Origin of the sequence: Streptomyces aureus (assembly GCF_000725495.1) — a bacterium.
In the GTDB taxonomy this organism is placed as follows: Bacteria; Actinomycetota; Actinomycetes; order Streptomycetales; family Streptomycetaceae; genus Streptomyces; species Streptomyces aureus_B.
This window is the reverse complement of record NZ_JNZD01000004.1, coordinates 816,322-832,871: the sequence shown is the minus strand read 5'-3', so window position 1 is coordinate 832,871 and position 16,550 is coordinate 816,322. Positions and strand designations below refer to the sequence as shown.

The window sequence follows — 16,550 nt, the reverse complement described above, 5'->3', positions numbered from 1 at the left end:
CGTTCATGAAGACCGCATCGAAGCCCCCCGCAGTGCTCCCTCCGGCCGCCGTCGGCGCGCCGGAGGCGCCGCGGTCGGCCGGGCGCCGGACCGGGGGATCATCGCACCGGCGCCTGGCCGACCAGTTCCGCGCCTACGCCTTCCTGGCCGGCGGCCTGATCTGTTTCGCCCTGTTCTCCTGGTACCCGGCGATCCGCGCCGTCGTGATCGCCTTCCAGAAGTACACGCCCGGCAGTGGCGGCGAGTGGGTCGGCACCGCCAACTTCACCCGGGTCTTCCACGACCCCGAGTTCACCGCAGCCTGGCGCAACACCCTCACCTTCACCGTCCTCGCCCTGCTCATCGGCTTCGCCGTCCCGTTCGTGACGGCGCTGGTCCTGAACGAACTGCGGCACGCCAAGGCGTTCTTCCGGGTCGTGGTCTATCTGCCGGTGATGATCCCGCCGGTGGTCAGCGCCCTGCTGTGGAAGTGGTTCTACGATCCCGGGGCCGGCCTCGCCAACGAGGCGCTGCGCGCACTGCACCTGCCGACCTCGAACTGGTCCAACGGCGCCGACACCGCCCTCGTGTCGCTGGTGATCGTCGCCACCTGGGCCAACCTCGGCGGCACCGTCCTCATCTACCTCGCCGCGCTCCAGAGCATCCCCGGCGAGCTGTACGAGGCCGCCGAGCTGGACGGGGCGAGCCTGCTCCAGCGCATCCGCCATGTGACGATCCCTCAGACGCGCTTCATCATCCTCATGCTGATGCTGCTTCAGATCATCGCCACCATGCAGGTGTTCACCGAACCGTTCGTGATCACCGGCGGCGGTCCCGAGGACCGGACCGTCACCGTGCTCTACCTGATCTACAAGTACGCCTTCCTCTACAACGACTTCGGCGGAGCCTGCGCCCTGAGCGTCATGCTGCTCGTCCTGCTCAGCGCCTTCTCCGCCCTCTACCTGCGGCTGACCCGCTCCGAAGGGGAGGACGCGTGAGCACCCGCACCCTGATCTCTCCGCTCACCCTGGGCCGCCCGCGCGGCCGGGCGATCTACTGGACCGTCTTCGGCGGAGTGGTCCTGCTCTTCGCGCTGGCCTTCCTCTTCCCCGTCTACTGGATGGTCACCGGCGCCATGAAGTCGCCGGACGAGGTCACGCGCACGCCGCCGACCCTCCTGCCCGAGCACTGGCACGTGGGCGGTTACACCGACGCCTGGGACCTGATGGACCTGCCCACCCATCTGTGGAACACCGTCGTCCAGGCGACCGGCGCCTGGCTGCTCCAGCTGGTGTTCTGCACGGCCGCCGCCTACGCCCTGTCCAAGCTGAAGCCGGTGTTCGGCAAGGTGATCCTCGGCGGCATCCTCGCCACCCTGATGGTCCCCGCGCAGGCCCTGGTGGTCCCCAAGTATCTGACCGTCGCCGACCTGCCCGTCCTGCACACCAGCCTGCTCAACTCGCCCCTCGGCATCTGGCTGCCGGCCGTCGCCAACGCCTTCAACCTCTACCTCCTCAAGCGCTTCTTCGACCAGATCCCGCGCGACGTCCTGGAGGCCGCCGAGATCGACGGCGCCGGGAAGCTGCGCACCCTGTGGTCGATCGTGCTGCCGATGTCCCGGCCCGTCCTCGGAGTCGTGTCGATCTTCGCCCTGGTCGCCGTCTGGCAGGACTTCCTCTGGCCGCTGATGGTCTTCTCCGACACCGACAAGCAGCCCATCAGCGTGGCGCTCGTCCAGCTGTCGCAGAACATCCAGCTGACCGTGCTCATCGCCGCGATGGTGATCGCCAGCATCCCCATGGTCGTGATGTTCCTGGTCTTCCAGCGGCACATCATCGCCGGGATCAGCGCGGGCAGCACCAAGGGCTGACGCCCGTACCCGACCTCCTCGAACGAAAGGCAACGCACCGTGGGACAGCCCCGCCCTGCCCGAAATCAGTCCGCGTGGTGGCGTTCCGCCGTCATCTACCAGGTGTACGTCCGCAGCTTCGCGGACGGCGACGGCGACGGCACCGGCGACCTCGCGGGCGTCCGCGCCAGACTCCCGTACCTCGCCGAACTCGGCGTGGACGCGCTCTGGTTCAACCCCTGGTACCTCTCGCCCCTGGCCGACGGCGGCTACGACGTCGCCGACTACCGCACGATCGACCCGGCCTTCGGCACGCTCGCCGAGGCCGAGAAGCTCATCGCCGAGGCCCGCGAACTGGGCATCCGCACCCTGGTCGACATCGTCCCGAACCATGTCTCCGACCAGCACCCCTGGTTCCGGGCGGCGCTGGCCGGCGGCCCCGAGCGGGAGCTGTTCCACTTCCGGCCCGGACGCGGCGAGCACGGCGAACTCCCGCCCAACGACTGGCCGTCCCAGTTCGCCGGCTCCACCGAGCCGGTGTGGACCCGGCTGCCCGACGGCGACTGGTACCTCCACCTCTTCACCCCCCAGCAGCCCGACCTCAACTGGGACCATCCCGCCGTCCGCCGCGAGCACGAGGAGATCCTGCGCTTCTGGTTCGAGCGCGGGGTCGCCGGCGTGCGCATCGACTCGGCCGCCCTGCTCGCCAAGGACCCGGACCTGCCCGACTACGTCGAGGGCCGCGACCCCAACCCCTACGTCGACCGCGACGAGCTCCACGACATCTACCGCTCCTGGCGCGAGGTCGCCGACGCCTACGACGGCATCTTCGTCGGCGAGGTCTGGCTCCCCGACTCCGAGCGCTTCGCCCGCTATCTGCGCCCCGACGAACTGCACACCGCCTTCAACTTCTCCTTCCTGTCCTGCCCCTGGGACGCGGACCGGCTGCGGACCTCCATCGACGAGACCCTCGCCGAACACGCCCCGGTCGGCGCGCCCGCCACCTGGGTGTTGTGCAACCACGACGTGACCCGCACGGTCACCCGTTACGGCCGCGCGGAGACCGGCTTCGACTTCACCGCCAAGGCCTTCGGCACGCCTACCGACCTGGCGCTCGGCACCCGCCGGGCCCGCGCCGCGGCACTGCTCTCGCTCGCGCTCCCCGGCGCCGTCTACGTCTACCAGGGCGAGGAACTCGGCCTCCCCGAGGTGGAGTTGCCGCGCGAGAGCATCCAGGACCCGATGTATCTGCGCTCGGGCGGCACGGACCCGGGCCGCGACGGCTGCCGGGTCCCGCTGCCCTGGACGGCCGCCGAGGAACACGCCGGGTTCGGCGGCGAGCCCTGGCTTCCGCAGCCCGCCGACTGGCACGTGTACGCGGCCGACCGCCAGGCGGACGACCCCGACTCGATGCTGCGTCTCTACCGGACCGCACTGCGTCTGCGCCGCGACGAGGCGGGCTTCGGCGACGGCCCGCTCGACTGGCTGCCCGCGCCGGGGGGCGTCCTCGCCTTCGCCCGCGGGGACGGGCTGCTGTGCGCCGTCAACCTGAGCGACGGCCCGGTCCCGCTGCCCGAACACACTCAACTGCTCCTGAGCAGCGGCTCGTTGACCGACGACGGGCTCCTTCCGCCGGACACCGCCATCTGGCTGCGCGCCTGAGGGACCGCTCTCACCGTGTCCCCGGCCCCGGGAATCACCGGGGCGGGGGCACGTCCTCGACGGCCGGCTCCCCGCGTTTCGCCGCCTGGATCTGCTCGTACACTCGGGTCCGCAACTCGGCGAAGCGCGGGGACACCCGGGTGTGCAACTGGTCCCGCTCCGCCGGAAGATCGACCTTCAGCTGCTCCTGTACGACGGTGGGCGAGGCCGAGAGCACCAGCACCCGCTCGCCCAGATAGACGGCCTCGTCGATGTCATGGGTCACGAACAGGACCGTGATCCCGCGCTCCCGCCACAGCCGGCGCACCAGATCCTCCAGATCGGCTCGGGTCTGCGCGTCGACCGCCGCGAACGGCTCGTCCATGAGCAGGACTTCGGGCTCGTAGGCCAGGGCCCGCGCGATCGCGACCCGTTGCTGCATCCCGCCGGACAGCTGCCACGGATAGGCTCCCGCGGCATCGGCCAGACCGACGGACTCCAGTGCGTCGGCGACGAGTTCCCCGCGTCGCGCCCTGCCCAGCTTCTTCTGCCGCAGCGGGAGTTCGACGTTCTCGCCGACCCTCATCCAGGGGAACAGACTGCGGCCGTACTCCTGGAACACGAACGCCATGCCGGGCGGCGGCCCGCTCACCCGCCGGCCCCCGAGCAGCACCTCGCCCGAGGTCGGCGCCAGCAGACCGGCCATGCACTTCAGCAGCGTGGTCTTGCCGCAGCCCGACGGGCCGACCAGACACACGAGTTCACCCGCGTCCACCGTGAAGGTGAGGTCGCGGACCGCCTCCACCCGGCGCCCCGACCCCTCGTAGACCTTCCGCAGTCCGGATACGACCAAAGACGCGTGCATGGACCGCCCTTTCGGATGCGTCACGGGGACCGCCTGGAGGAGTCGCGCAGACCGTGGTACCAGCCGAGCACCCGGCGCTCGACCAGCCGGAAGACCACCGACAGGACGAAGCCGAGCAGGCCGAGGACGAGGATCCCGGTCCACATGTCGGGGATCGCGAAGCCGCGCTGGAACTGCACGATCGTGAAGCCGAGTCCGTTGCTGGCCGCGAACATCTCGCTGATGACCATCAGGATGATGCCGACGGACAGCGCCTGGCGCAGCCCCGCGAAGATCTGCGGGCTCGCCGACGGCAGCACGACGGACCGGATCCGGGCCGCTCCCGTGACACCGTACGAGCGCGCCGTCTCGGACATCACGGAGTCCACGGCGCGCACGCCCTCGATCGTGTTGAGCAGGACCGGCCACACACAGCCGCTCGCGATCACGACGATCTTCATCGTGTCCCCGATGCCCGCGAACAGCATGATGACCGGAACGAGGACGGGCGGCGGCACCGCCCGCAGGAACTCCAGGACCGGTTCGCACACCGCTCGCACCCTCCGGTACGAGCCGACGACCGTACCGAGTCCGACGCCGGCCACGGCGGCTAGCGCGTAGCCGGCGAGCAGCCGCAGCACACTGGGCAGCAGGTCGGCGCGGAGCCGGGCGCGCGTCCAGACGTCGGGGAAGGTCCGCAGGATCGTGCGCAGCGGCGGCCAGTAGACGTCGGTGCTGTCGTCCGAGGCGAGCCACCACAGCGTGAACAGCAGGGCGGGGAGCGCCACGACGAACAGCGCGCGCAGCAGGAGGCCGCCCCACGCGCCCGGCCGGGTCCGCCCGGCGGGGACGCCGGTCACACCGTCACCTCCCCGCGCACCGACTGGTGCCAGGCCAGCGCGTACCGCTCCACCGACCGCGCGCCCACGTTGATGAGCAGCCCGAGCAGACCCGTGACGACGATCAGCGCGTACAGCTCGGGCACCGCCTGCGAGGTCTGGGCGACCGCGATCCGCGCGCCCAGCCCCGGAGCGCCGATGACGAGTTCGGCGGTGACGGTGAGGATGAGCGCGACGGCAGCGGCGAGCCGGACCCCGGTCATCACGTAGGGGAGGGCGGTGGGCCACAGCACGTGCCGGATCCGGGCCCAGGTGCCGAGCCCGTACGAGCGTGCCGTCTCCTCGGCCACCGGGTCGACGTCCCGCACCCCGTACATGACCTGGACCAGGACCTGCCAGAAGGAGGCGTACACGACCAGAAGCAGCACCGACCGCAGTTCGGTGCCGTAGAGCAGGACGGCCAGCGGGATCAGGGCCACGGAGGGGATGGGCCGCAGGAACTCGATCGTCGAGGCGGTCGCCTCGCGCAGATACGGGACGACCGAGACGACCACCCCCGCCACGATGCCCGCGCCGACGGCGATCGCCAGGCCCAGCGCCCAGCCCGTGAGGGTGTCGCCGAGATCGGTCCAGAAGGCGCGGTCGGCGAACTCGTCGACCAGGGCCCGTGCGATGCGGCTGGTCGGAGGGAAGAAGCGCTCCTCGACGAGGCCGAGCCGCGGCACCGCCTCGCCGAGGGCGAGGAAGGCCGCGAGTCCGGCGGCGCCCAGTGCGGCGTTCACGGCCCGTCCGCAGGGGCCGCCGCCGCGCGGTGACGTGGGGTTCACGGCAGCAGTTTGTCCAGATCGGGCGCCGACTTGAAGAGGCCGTCCTGCTCGCCCAGCTTCTCCAGCGTCTCGATCGAGGCCCGGTCCGGCTCGGCCGGCCACTTCGGCAGGGTCACCTTCGCCAGGACCGCCGCGGGGATCGTGGTGTACGTGGTGACGATCGCCCGGACCTCCTCCGGGTGCGCGTCGGCGTAGGCGAGGGACTCCGCGGTCGCCTCCTGGAACTTCTTGACCACGTCCGGGTGTTGCTGCGCGTACTGGTTCGAGGTGAAGTACATGGCGACGGTGAGGTTCTTCGCCACGTCGACCAGGGAGGAGGCGATCTCGGTCGCGCCCTGGCTCTTGACGGTGGCGAGCGCGGGCTCGACCACCATCGCGGCGTCGATCTGGCCGCTGTCCAGGGCCGCGGGCATCTGGTCGAAGGCGAGCTCGACGAACTTCACCTTGGACGGGTCGCCGCCGGCCTTGCGCACCGACTCGCGCACGGCCGTCTCGTTGATGTTCTTCAGCGTGTTGACCGCGACCTTCTTGCCCTCCAGGTCCTTGGCCGACGTGATCGCGCTGCCCTTCTTGACCGTGATGGCGCCGAAGTCCGCGCCCGCCACGCCCGTCGAGGCGACGCCGTTCGCGACGGCCTTCACCGGAACGCCGTTGGACTGGGCGATCATCAGCGAGGTCATGTTGGAGAACCCGAACTGGGACTGGCCCGAGACGACGGCGGGGACGATCGCGGCGCCGCCCTGGGCGGTCGACATCGACAGCGTCAGCCCGTGCTTCTTGTAGAAGCCCTTCTTCTGGCCCAGATAGACCGGGGCGACGTCGACGATGGGGATGACCCCCAGTTTGACGGTGGTGGTGCCGCCGGACGAGGAGTTCTTGTCCGAGGCGCCACCGCCGTCCGAAGAACCGCAGGCCGACGCGGCGACCAGCACGGCTCCGACCGCGATCCCGGCGAGCAGACGACGCATGGCTCCTCCTGTGCAGACGAGAGTGTTCCGACAGGGTGTGCGCACACCGCACAATGGTGCTCAGCGCGAAGGTAGAACCCTGTCCCTGCCGGGTCAATGGGCTTGGCTGACAATATTGTTGACAGTTATCGAAGCGTGCTCCGCCCGGTGCGGAGAGCACTCCGTGCGTCCCTCTGGAGGCGACGATGCCTGCAGCAGACCGAGCACCCCACTTCGTCCGGTCCTTCGAACGCGGACTCGCCGTCATCCGCGTGTTCGGGCCGGACCGACCGGAACTGACCCTCAGTGAGGTCGCGCGCGGCTGCGACCTGACCCGCGCGGCGGCCCGCCGCTTCCTGCTGACCCTGGTCGACCTCGGATACGTCCACACGGACGGCCGCGTCTTCCGGCTCACCCCGCGCGTGCTGGAACTCGGCTACGCCTACCTCTCCGGCTTCGGCCTGCCGGACCTCGCCCTGCCCCATCTGAAGCAACTCGCCGAGCAGGTGGGGGAGTCGAGCTCGCTCTGCGTCCTCGACGGCGACGACATCGTGTACGTGGCGCGGGTCCCCACCCGGCGCATCATGACGGCGGCGATCACCGTCGGCACCCGCTTCCCGGCCCATGTCACCTCGGTCGGCCGGGTGATCCTCGCGCACCTGCCGGACGACGAGATCGGCGCCCGGCTGAAACGGGTCGATCAGCGCCCCCTGACCCCGCGCACGATCACCGCGCCGGACCGTCTGAGAGCGGAACTGGACCGGGCCCGGCGCCAGGGATTCGCCATCGTGGACCAGGAGTTGGAGGAGGGGCTGCGCTCCGTCGCGGCCCCGGTGCGCGACCGGGGCGGCGACGTCGTGGCGGCCGTGAACATCCCCGTCCACGCCAGCCGCAACAGCCTGGATTCGGTCCGCCGCGACCTCCTGCCCCCGCTGCTGGAGACGGTCGCGCGCATCGAACGGGACCTGGCCGTCACGGGTCCGGGCCGAGCGGTTCCCCGCGCCGGCGGGACCCACGGATGAGCACGGTGGCGCCCGCCTCCCGCTCCCTGCCCTCCTGCCGGAACCGTCCGACGAGCGGCAGGGGCGGGTCCGCTCAGCGCACCCCCTCGCCGGGCTTGTCGCCCTCCTCGACCAGACGGGCCAGGATCCGCCGGGCCGCGAGACCGCCGGCGTCGATGCCGACGCTCACTTCCCGGTAGCCGGCGGGCTCGGAGGCGAGGGTCCGCTGGAGGAGGTCGAGCGCCTCGACGTCCTGCATCACGACGGTGTGGTTCAGGTCCCGCATGAAGGCACTGACCCCGTCGTCCGAGCGGGCGAAGTCGCGGGAGACCGCCCAGAAGTCGTACACCCTGCCCTCGGCGGACGGTGTGATGGCGTACGTGATCTCGGTGTGGAAGGCCGCCGGGTCACTGCCGTCCGCCTCGGGCAGCACACCGGCCGGCGCGATCCTGCTGTGCAGCAGGTACAGGCAGGGTGCGTGGTACTCGATGTCCTGCCAGCGCGTGATGCGGCCCTCGATGCCGGTCGACCGGGCGTAGAAGGGCGGACACGCGGCGTCGGCCATGCGCCGGGAGACCCGGACGACGCCGGCCTCCTTGTCCACCTCGGTGGTGATCGGTGTCTCGGCGACCTCGGGCGTGCCGATGTAGCCGCCGTGCAGATAGGTCTCGTGCGAGAGGTCCAGCAGGTTGTCGACCAGCAGTCCGTAGTCCGCCTCGACGGGTTCCATGCCGCTGACGGTCGTCCAGTCCGGTGAGTCCATGTGCGCGGCGCGCGGAACGGAGGCGGGGTCGGCGATCGCGGGGTCGCCGATCCAGACCCAGACGAACAGGTCCTGCTCGACGACCGGGTACGAGGTGACGCGGGCGGAGCGCGGTATCCGTGTCTGCCCCGGCACCCCCACGCAGGCGCCGGTCGTGTCGTAGGTGAACCCGTGGTAGCCGCACACGATCCGGTCACCGTCGAGCCGGCTCGCGGAGAGCGGGAAGCGCCGGTGCACGCACCGGTCGGACAGCACCACGGCGGCCCCGTCCATCTCGGCCCGGTAGAGCACGAGCGGCTCACCGAGCACGGTCCGCCCGACGAGCTCACGCCCGACCTCGTAGGTGAAGGCGGCGACGTACCACTGGTTCCTGGCGAAGGCGGTGATGTGCGGCATGATGGTCGGCTCCCGTCTCCGGATGGTGGGGACATCGTCGGGACGGGCATGGCAAGGGCGCAACAGCGCTTCCGTCTCACGGAAGACGCCCGTGGTCGGGAGAGCGTGCCTGTGTGGACTACCCGCGACTGCGGCCGTATCGGCCGCCGCCGCGCCCGCTCATGGCGAAGCCGGCGTCAACACCTCGCGACTTCCCTTGTCACCGCAGTGTCGACACAGGGAAGTCCTGCGAGCTGGGCAGGGGCTGGCGGGGCAATGGGGTGCGCGCTGAGGGCCTCGGCCGGATCGGCCGGCGGCGTCGGCAGGATGTGGTCCTCCCACCAGGACGGGCCCAGCACGGTGGCGAGCAGGACGAAGGGGGCCGAATCCGGAACGTGCGGCCGCCGAGCACCCGGATCCTGTTCGGATGCCGCGGTCGGCTGTCTGCGACAGTGAGGAGCGCCCCGATCTACTCGGCGTTGCTCCGCTGCGCCGCAGCGGCAAGGACGCCCAGGATCGCCAGGGCAACCATGACGAGCAGGAGCACAAGGGCCACGGAGGCGGGTGTGGGGTAGTTCCAGAGGAGGAGGACCAGGATCCCGGCCCCGATGACGACACCCGTGGTCAGGGTCCTGTGCGTGCGCAGCCACTGTCCGGCGGCACCTGGCTTCAGTCCCGTCCGGGCGAGGGCGTGCCCGGCGGTTTCGACGTATCGGGCGGCGGCCGCGCGCACGGCGGCGGCACCGCGGCCGTGTCCGTACAGATACCCTGCGATCACGGTCAGCAGGGCGGTGAGGAGCACGGTGAAGATGGTCTGCCGGAGGAATCTCACCAGGGTGTCGTAGAGGGCTGCTGTGGCGTCCTGCGACTGGGCTGCCGGAGGCGCCGCATCCAGACAGATCTGGCGCATCACGGCAAGTGCGATGAGCAGCACGCACATCATGGCGGCGATGCCGATGCCTGCGGCCATCAGCGCAACCCGGCGTGAAGGTGCCGCCCAGATGCCCAGCCCGGCGAGCACGACCACCGCCAAGGGCAACCACGGGCCGACGGCGCCGAGCCAGCGGGCCGCATCACGGGCCTCACTCAGATGGTCGTTGTGCACCAGCACGATCGACTTGTCGGCCCCAGGAATGTCTTCTGCCCCGACAAGGGTCACGCCGATCAGCTGCTCCTGCACTTCCTCGATCACAGTGCCGACGTTCAGTGTGATGGTGTCGCCCTTGACCTCGAGTGCTCCGTCTCCCTCCCCGGTGAGGACGTTCGTCGCGGCGGTGTGCGTGCCGCGGTGGATGCTGTCCCACGCCTTGGCAAAGGCGTTGCTCGTCACCACCCTGGCGACCGTGTAGCGCACGCCGGTCCTCAGCCCGCCCTTGAGCTCTTCATCCAGTGACCTGGCCGCGTCGACAAGGACGCGGGGCGCGTCATGGTCGGCCAGGATGTCGGCGAGCGTGTCGGTGATCTTACGAACGTCGATCTTGTGGACCAGACCGTCAGTGACACGATCGATGATCAAACCCTGGACGGCGGGGTCTCTGGCGAGGGGCGAGACGGTCTGCTCATACCGATCGGTATCGGTGACCTCGGAATTCACCCAGGTGGCGACGACGGTGATGGGCGCCATGAGAACAGCCAGCAGGAGGAGCAGGGATGCTCCCCAAAGGCGCAGGCGACGGTTGCGCATGCCCAGAGTGCGCCGCAGTCGCTCGTACTCCGCCCGTTCGGCATGGTCCAAAGAACGGCTCGGCCTGTGCCGGCCATGTTCCTGCGGGCCGGAGGTGGCGGGTGGGTCCACGGCGACCTCCCTCCGCGCGCAGTCCTCGGCGCGCCACGGCGGAATGCGCCCTGCGGGGCGGACACCACCGAACCGCTGTCTCCATCGTCGTTCATCGGCTGCTGCCCCGCAGCTTGCCGAATGCCGCCATGCGGGGTGGTGGTATGCCGACTACCGCCACGCGTCAGCGAGCCGGGCGGGGGCGCGAGCGCGACACCGAGCGCACGAACAGATACAGCACGGCGGCGATGAGGAGCAGCACGCCGATGGAGAGCAGATGGAGCATGCCCTCCATGACGGCGCCGATGACGATCAGCGAGATGGCACTGGCGAGCAGCATCAGAAAGAGGACCATGGTGCCGCGCCTCCTGGGGTCGTGGCGGCCGGGTGGATCGGACGGTCTTCTGACCGGTGGACGCCGTACCACTTGTCGCCGCCGTACCGCACATCGCGGGCTCCATCCGTCCTGCGAGGAGTACGTGTGCGAGGCTCCTGGGTGGCGCCTGCCAGGCGTTGATCTTCCGCTGGGCCGAGGCGGCCTGGGCGTGAAACCCCGTGCGGCGCTCCCCGAGGGCGAGAGTGGCAGGCAGACCCAGGACGAGGCCCCCGGCGATGCCGTTCAGCCACATGGCCGCGGTCGCGGAGGTGGTGACAGTCCGGCAAGCCGTCTGCGAGCAGCTCAGGGCGTTTCATGCGGCGACCGCCTCCAGATCCGCGAGGAGTACGCCTGGCCAGGGTCCTGAGGAGCTGAGGAAACGGCCCCGACAGACCCCAGCGGTCGGCGACGGCAGTGGCCTGAAGCAAGGTCCGGAGGAGCTGTTGTGCCGTCAGCAAGGTCCGGAGGAAGCTGTCGTGCCGTCGCGCGTGTCACATGCCGATGATCAGTCGGCTGGCTTGCTTCGGGACAGCCGCCGTGACCTGCGGGGCGCCGCCCTCGGACTCCCATGCCGTCTCCGCGTCCCGCACCTGGTCGGGCACGGAGACGTCGTGCAGCGCCCGTTCGGCGGAGATGAGCGCGCTCGCGGTCAGAGGCGGGCCGCCGTGTTCGGATGCCGCCGCCATCAGGCGTGCGGCTGCTTCCGGGCCGGTCTCGGGCGGGATCACCAGCAGGTCCCAGCGGCCGGTGCCGTAGGACAACAACAGGAGCTTGTGCGGGTCGATCTCGGGAGTGAACCAGCCGACCTTCACGATGTGGCCGCTGACGGGCACCTTGTGCGGGATGACCGGCCAGTGCTCGGGGTTGACGGCGATATGAATGATGCGACCCCACAGGGGGTCCAAGACGTCAGTCAGCGCGGGCAGTTCGCGCAGCAGGTCGCGGGAGCGCGGCCACCAGGCGCCGTCCAGGAGTCCGCGGGAGGGGCCGTCGGCCTTCAGCGCGAGACGGGCGGGGGGAGCTGCGACGGGTGCGAGCCGCGGCAGGGTTGCTTCGATGGTCGCGGTCATGATGAGGACCCGTCTCCGGGCCGCCCGTGAAGTCGCGGCCCGGGTTTTGCCTATCGCCGGGAACGACCCGGCGTGGAAGCCGGTGTGCGAAATGCCCTCGGTACCTTCACGGTACTCCTTCTCCCGGTCCATCTGGTCCTGCCGCGGCTGTCGTACGGGCAGGAGTACGGTGAGGACGTCGAGGGCACGTCGTACGCCGGTGATCGCACAGGCCTCGTCCTCGTCGTAGGAGAGACGCGGGCCGCACAGGTCCGGGCAGGTTCCGCCCCGTGACATCCCAAGGCCGCGCACCGCCCACCCCGTTCCGAGGCCGCACACGAGCGCGCAGGGCCGGGTGGAGGCCTGCACGGTCGCCGCGGACTGTGAAGCGGCTCGGCGCGTCGCGGACGCGCTCCGGTCACCTTTCGCGGCGGAACGACGTGCGAGCGCACCTTCCCTCTGCCAGGTGATCGGCGAGCGTCCGTTGCGCACCCGCGCCACCAACCTGTGGCTTCTGGCCCTGCTCTCTTCGGAGAGAGCCGGCACAACCTCCGCCACGCCGACCCCACCAGTGCTCGGCACGGCGTCGACCGCGGCCGGCTCGACCCCTCCGCCGCCGTCATCCGCCCTTTCGAACGCCTCGGCCGGGTCAGGGACGTGCGCCGGCCCACCCCGGACCGAATCGCCGCCCGCCGCGCGTGAACCCGACGGACCGTGTCCCCCTCAGGAGTTCTCATGACACTCTCTCCCCCGCCCCTGTTCCCGCCCCCGCTCTCCTCGTCGTCCGGCGTCCGCCTGCGCCTGTCGGCCCAACCGGCACAGGGCCACATGCCCCGGCGCATCGACGGCGTCTGGTGGCCCCGCTCGACCGATCTGACGTCCGAACTGCCCTGGCTGCTGAGCGGACTGCCGCCCGCCTGTGGGCCGGTGAGCAGCGTCCTGGTGGACGAGGCTGTTTGGGCGCCGTTCCCCGGGCGGCTGCTCGTCGCGGACCAGGTGGTACGCCTGCGCCGGACGACCAGCCGGCACGCCCCGTCCACTGTCTGTCTGCTGGCGCCCGGCCGCGGCCGATGGGACCTGCTGGTCGTACCGCCCGCGGCCACGGAGGCGGAGGCCCGGTCGCTCATGGACAGCGTGGACACCGCCGCCAAGGACAGCCTGGGGTCGGGAACCGCTGCCCGTTGACGGTGCCCGGCGGACCGGACGCGGGCCCGTGACACCCGGGGGTGTGCGGCCCGGCGGTTTCGTCACAGGGCCGGTCCAGGGCAGTCGGTGCCTTCGGTCCGCTCTCGTGCGCCGCAGCCCGGAAAGGCCGCAGCCCGGAAAGGTGGAGGAGGAGGGTGCCAGGATGACCCGGCCGGGCGGGGCGGCCCTCTCGTGCCTGGTCCTGCAGCCACCGTGTTGCCCGGACGTGAAGTCCGTCCGGGCCCTCGGCGGAGTACGCTCGGTGCTACCGAGGGTATTTCGCGCACCGGCTCCCATGTCCGTGTCGCTTTCGGCGATTTGATCACCTCGGGCCGGTCGCAGTCGGTCCGGAGCCGGGTTCGTGCCATGAACGCGACCGTTTCCCCCACACCGATCTCCGGAAGCGCGCCCTCCTCCTCGCCCTTCCGGATGCCTTCCGCTTCCCTCGGCCCCTCGCCGACCGTCTGGCCCACGCCGTTGTGGTGTCGGGCCACCGGCGACCCGGCGGACCACCCGTACAGGCCCGCTGTCCCGGGCGCGGTGCCCGTACGCGGGCACGTACAGCCCATTCCCGCCTCGGCTCTTTCGCTGATGGCCGCCGGGAGAGACTGTCTGCGCACCTCGCACGCGGGCCGGCTGATGGTGGAGGCGGCGAGCCTGCGCACGGTCTCGGAGACCGACCGGGCCGTTGAGGCGGCCTGGGACTCAGAAGGGGACCAGGCGGTCCGGGAGCCGGCGGTACGCCCGCAGATCCCGGTCGTGTCCGCTCCGCCGACGGTGAGATGAGGACCGTGAAGGTGCCTTGACCACCACGGCCGCAGCCGGACCATGCCGGGCGGGCGCACCCGGAGGTCAGGGAAGAAGAGCCGCCGTGAGCACCGTCGGGCTTCTGGCGGACGGTGGCGGTGAGCCTGTCCTTCCCGGCGCCGTGGTCCTGCGGATGGAGACGACAGCCGAGCGCGCGGGACCTTCGACCGCGCACGGCGACGGTCGGCACGTGACCTCAAGACTCAGCCGGCACGCGACCTCAAAGGCCGGCGATGGCCACGGACACACGACCCCAGGAGCCGGCAGCGCCTCGGCAGCAGCCCGAGACCCCGGCCGCAGCGCGGACGCCGGGCCGGGTTCCTCCCGGGCCGGGTGCTTCCCCGACGGATCGGATCCGGGGCCGTCATCGACGTAAGGAATGTGAGAACCATGGGTGTTCTGATCACTGTGCTGGCGGTGTTCGCCGTGGCCGGGCTCGTTCTGCTCGCCCTGAGCGTACGCAACGTCCAGCAGTACGAGAAGGGCGTGGTGTTCCGCTTCGGGCGGCTGCTGCCGGACATCCGCGGGCCGGGCCTGCGGGTCATCCGGCCGATCGGGGACCGGATGCGGAAGGTGTCCGTACAGACCGAGGTCCTCGGTATCCCGCCGCAAGGGTCCATCACCGCCGACAACGTGACGCTCACCGTCGACGCGGTCGTCTACTTCAAGGTCATCGACCCCGTCAAAGCCCTGGTGAACGTGCGCAACTACCCCGCCGCCGTTTCCCAGATCGCCCAGACGTCGCTCCGCTCGGTCATCGGCAGGGCCGACCTGGACACGCTGCTCTCCGACCGCGACCACATCAACGCGGAACTCAAGAAGGTGATGGACGCCCCCACTGAAGAGCCCTGGGGACTGCGCATCGAACGCGTGGAGATCAAGGACATCGCCCTTCCCGAGTCGATGATGCGCTCGATGTCCAAGCAGGCCGAGGCCGAGCGGGAACGCCGTGCCCGGGTCATCGCCGCCGACGGAGAGTTCCAGGCGTCCCAGCGGCTGAGTGACGCGGCCGCAACCATGGCCGACACCCCCGGAGCCCTCCAATTGCGCCTGCTGCAGACCGTGGTGGATGTCTCAGCCGAGAAGAACAGCACCCTCGTGATGCCGTTCCCCGTGGAGATGCTCCGCTTCTTCGAGCACCAGAGCAGGGAATCCGACGGCGCGTCCGACGGACGGGTCACACACCGGAGCGCCAGGCGTCCTGCTGCACCCGCGGGCGTCGTGATCCCCGAACCCGCCATCCCGGCACCGGCCATCACGCCCGCCCTCTCGCTGAGCGGAGAACGGGTCGGTTCCGGAGGCAAGCGGATCGGCAGCCGTGCGGAGGTGGCCCGGGAGCGACGGGACAACTGGCCGACGCGGAAAGACGCCGAGGAGTCATTGAACGGCTGACCGCTCAACCGCCGGAGTGACGCGGATTGTCTCGGTGCTGCACGTCCAAGTCCCTGGCTTTCACGACCCTGCCGAGGTGTGTGCGGACCAGGATCAGTCCTGGTGAGGTGTCCCAGTGCCCCAGGGTCAAGTGGCATGACGAACCTTCTGGAAGAGGGCTGCTCAGGAACTTCGGGAACTGAGGCCGGGGAGGTACTCGGTTTCGTCGATGAAGGCGCGGGCGACATCCGAGAGGCGGCGGTTGTGGGAGCGGGCGTAGGCCCTCAGGGTGGTGAAGGCCCGTTCCATGTCCGTGTGGCGGCGTTCGGCGAGTTTCCCCTTGGCCTGTTCGATCAGGACGCGGCTGCTGAGGGCTGTCTGCAACTGCTCGTTGAGGAGCGCGTTGCGCTCGGTGGTGCGTTGTTGCAGCAGGCTGATGGTGGCGACGTCGGCGAGGGCCTGGGCGAAGGGTGCGGCGGTGGGGCTGATGGGTGCCGGGGTGGTGTGGAAGAGGTTGAGGGCGCCCACGACCTCGTCGCGCAGGCGCATGGGCAGGGCCTGGACGGCGGTGAAACCGCTGCGCTGGGCCTGGGCGGTGAACAGGGGCCAGCGGGCCGCCTCGTCGCGCAGGTCGTGGACGGAGACCGCGATTCCGGTGTGGAAGCAGTCCAGGCAGGGGCCTTCGTGGTTCTGGAGCTGGAAGAGTTCCAGAAGGCGCACCCGTTCGTCGGAGGCGGCCATGACGCGTAGTACGCCGTCACGGTCGGCCAGCAGGACGCCCGCCGCGCTCGCGTCGAGCAGGTCGACGCAGCGATCGGTGAGCAGGCGCAGGAAGTCCATGAGGTCGAAGTCGGCGACGAGACTGTCGGCGAGCTCGACGAACGTCCGGGCCATCAACTGCTCCTTCATCGTGCACACCTCCG

General features: G+C 70.4%; 16 protein-coding genes and 1 pseudogene. 8 read left to right on the top strand and 9 right to left on the bottom strand.

The window, feature by feature from the left end:
* Positions 1-5 precede the first annotated feature (5 nt).
* From IO36_RS09805 to IO36_RS09795, 3 genes are read left to right on the top strand one after another with little or no spacing between them, the layout of a single operon-like run.
* A complete protein-coding gene (locus IO36_RS09805) occupies positions 6-977 on the top strand; it encodes a carbohydrate ABC transporter permease (RefSeq protein ID WP_037618160.1) in 972 nt (323 codons plus the stop codon).
* Entirely contained in the window at positions 974-1,849 is an 876-nt protein-coding gene (locus tag IO36_RS09800) for a carbohydrate ABC transporter permease (protein ID WP_037618158.1), read from the top strand. Before IO36_RS09805 ends, IO36_RS09800 begins: the two co-directional genes overlap by 4 nt.
* 39 nt (positions 1,850-1,888) lie before the next feature.
* Complete coding sequence (locus IO36_RS09795; protein WP_037618155.1) at positions 1,889-3,490, top strand: glycoside hydrolase family 13 protein; 1,602 nt, start codon at positions 1,889-1,891, stop codon at positions 3,488-3,490.
* A gap of 34 nt (positions 3,491-3,524) precedes the next feature.
* Here the strand turns inward: IO36_RS09795 and IO36_RS09790 are convergent, their stop codons facing one another.
* The 4 genes from IO36_RS09790 to IO36_RS09775 are packed head-to-tail and all read right to left on the bottom strand — an operon-like array spanning position 3,525 to position 6,947.
* On the bottom strand, positions 3,525-4,334 hold the full coding sequence (locus IO36_RS09790; protein ID WP_051900211.1) for an ABC transporter ATP-binding protein: 810 nt from the start codon (positions 4,332-4,334) through the stop codon (positions 3,525-3,527).
* 20 nt (positions 4,335-4,354) lie between these two features.
* On the bottom strand, positions 4,355-5,173 hold the full coding sequence (locus IO36_RS09785; protein WP_051900209.1) for an ABC transporter permease: 819 nt from the start codon (positions 5,171-5,173) through the stop codon (positions 4,355-4,357).
* Positions 5,170-5,979, bottom strand: a complete 810-nt coding sequence (locus IO36_RS09780) for an ABC transporter permease (protein WP_245173179.1) — start codon at positions 5,977-5,979, stop codon at positions 5,170-5,172. The genes IO36_RS09785 and IO36_RS09780 overlap by 4 nt, the downstream gene beginning before the upstream one ends.
* Complete coding sequence (locus IO36_RS09775) at positions 5,976-6,947, bottom strand: ABC transporter substrate-binding protein (RefSeq protein ID WP_037618146.1); 972 nt, start codon at positions 6,945-6,947, stop codon at positions 5,976-5,978. The genes IO36_RS09780 and IO36_RS09775 overlap by 4 nt, the downstream gene beginning before the upstream one ends.
* 185 nt (positions 6,948-7,132) lie before the next feature.
* Here IO36_RS09775 and IO36_RS09770 point away from each other — a divergent pair, with 185 nt between their 5' ends.
* Positions 7,133-7,948 carry an IclR family transcriptional regulator domain-containing protein gene (locus IO36_RS09770; protein WP_037618143.1) on the top strand — a complete coding sequence of 272 codons (816 nt, stop codon included), beginning with the start codon at positions 7,133-7,135 and terminating at the stop codon, positions 7,946-7,948.
* Positions 7,949-8,021: 73 nt separating this feature from the next.
* Here IO36_RS09770 and IO36_RS09765 read toward each other — a convergent pair whose 3' ends face one another.
* The 4 genes from IO36_RS09765 to IO36_RS09755 form a co-directional block, all read right to left on the bottom strand.
* Positions 8,022-9,086 (bottom strand): aromatic ring-hydroxylating oxygenase subunit alpha, encoded by a 1,065-nt coding sequence (locus tag IO36_RS09765; RefSeq protein WP_037618140.1) that lies wholly within the window; start codon positions 9,084-9,086, stop codon positions 8,022-8,024.
* A gap of 448 nt (positions 9,087-9,534) precedes the next feature.
* Positions 9,535-10,860 (bottom strand): hypothetical protein, encoded by a 1,326-nt coding sequence (locus IO36_RS46765; RefSeq protein ID WP_063764838.1) that lies wholly within the window; start codon positions 10,858-10,860, stop codon positions 9,535-9,537.
* Between the two features lie 163 nt (positions 10,861-11,023).
* Complete coding sequence (locus IO36_RS47345) at positions 11,024-11,194, bottom strand: hypothetical protein (RefSeq protein ID WP_167347387.1); 171 nt, start codon at positions 11,192-11,194, stop codon at positions 11,024-11,026.
* 512 nt (positions 11,195-11,706) lie between these two features.
* On the bottom strand, positions 11,707-12,417 hold the full coding sequence (locus IO36_RS09755) for a DUF5994 family protein (protein WP_037618627.1): 711 nt from the start codon (positions 12,415-12,417) through the stop codon (positions 11,707-11,709).
* Positions 12,418-12,709: 292 nt separating this feature from the next.
* On the opposite strand from IO36_RS09755, the pseudogene IO36_RS48020 reads away from it, so the two are divergent.
* From IO36_RS48020 to IO36_RS09740, 4 genes and pseudogenes are all read left to right on the top strand, one after another.
* A pseudogene (locus tag IO36_RS48020) lies at positions 12,710-12,966 on the top strand (acyl-CoA desaturase); the annotation flags it as partial.
* 33 nt (positions 12,967-12,999) lie between these two features.
* Positions 13,000-13,449 carry a DUF5994 family protein gene (locus tag IO36_RS09750; RefSeq protein ID WP_037618136.1) on the top strand — a complete coding sequence of 150 codons (450 nt, stop codon included), beginning with the start codon at positions 13,000-13,002 and terminating at the stop codon, positions 13,447-13,449.
* 591 nt (positions 13,450-14,040) lie between these two features.
* Positions 14,041-14,235 carry a hypothetical protein gene (locus IO36_RS48015; RefSeq protein WP_245173196.1) on the top strand — a complete coding sequence of 65 codons (195 nt, stop codon included), beginning with the start codon at positions 14,041-14,043 and terminating at the stop codon, positions 14,233-14,235.
* Between the two features lie 411 nt (positions 14,236-14,646).
* Positions 14,647-15,648, top strand: coding sequence for a slipin family protein (locus IO36_RS09740; RefSeq protein ID WP_078943082.1), 1,002 nt, complete (start codon positions 14,647-14,649; stop codon positions 15,646-15,648).
* Positions 15,649-15,810: 162 nt separating this feature from the next.
* Here the strand turns inward: IO36_RS09740 and IO36_RS09735 are convergent, their stop codons facing one another.
* Positions 15,811-16,536, bottom strand: coding sequence for a GAF and ANTAR domain-containing protein (locus IO36_RS09735; protein WP_037618133.1), 726 nt, complete (start codon positions 16,534-16,536; stop codon positions 15,811-15,813).
* Between the last annotated feature and the right edge of the window lie 14 nt (positions 16,537-16,550).

Bases quoted from the DNA above. Each gene is read 5' to 3' on its own strand.
- IO36_RS09805 (WP_037618160.1), top strand. From the start codon at position 6: ATGAAGACCGCATCGAAGCCCCCCGCAGTGCTCCCTCCGGCCGCCGTC.
- IO36_RS09735 (WP_037618133.1), bottom strand. From the start codon at position 16,536: ATGAAGGAGCAGTTGATGGCCCGGACGTTCGTCGAGCTCGCCGACAGT.
- IO36_RS09750 (WP_037618136.1), top strand. From the start codon at position 13,000: ATGACACTCTCTCCCCCGCCCCTGTTCCCGCCCCCGCTCTCCTCGTCG.
- IO36_RS09740 (WP_078943082.1), top strand. From the start codon at position 14,647: ATGGGTGTTCTGATCACTGTGCTGGCGGTGTTCGCCGTGGCCGGGCTC.
- IO36_RS09790 (WP_051900211.1), bottom strand. From the start codon at position 4,334: ATGCACGCGTCTTTGGTCGTATCCGGACTGCGGAAGGTCTACGAGGGG.
- IO36_RS09770 (WP_037618143.1), top strand. From the start codon at position 7,133: ATGCCTGCAGCAGACCGAGCACCCCACTTCGTCCGGTCCTTCGAACGC.
- IO36_RS09765 (WP_037618140.1), bottom strand. From the start codon at position 9,086: ATGCCGCACATCACCGCCTTCGCCAGGAACCAGTGGTACGTCGCCGCC.
- IO36_RS48015 (WP_245173196.1), top strand. From the start codon at position 14,041: ATGGCCGCCGGGAGAGACTGTCTGCGCACCTCGCACGCGGGCCGGCTG.
- IO36_RS47345 (WP_167347387.1), bottom strand. From the start codon at position 11,194: ATGGTCCTCTTTCTGATGCTGCTCGCCAGTGCCATCTCGCTGATCGTC.
- IO36_RS09775 (WP_037618146.1), bottom strand. From the start codon at position 6,947: ATGCGTCGTCTGCTCGCCGGGATCGCGGTCGGAGCCGTGCTGGTCGCC.
- IO36_RS09755 (WP_037618627.1), bottom strand. From the start codon at position 12,417: ATGGACCGGGAGAAGGAGTACCGTGAAGGTACCGAGGGCATTTCGCAC.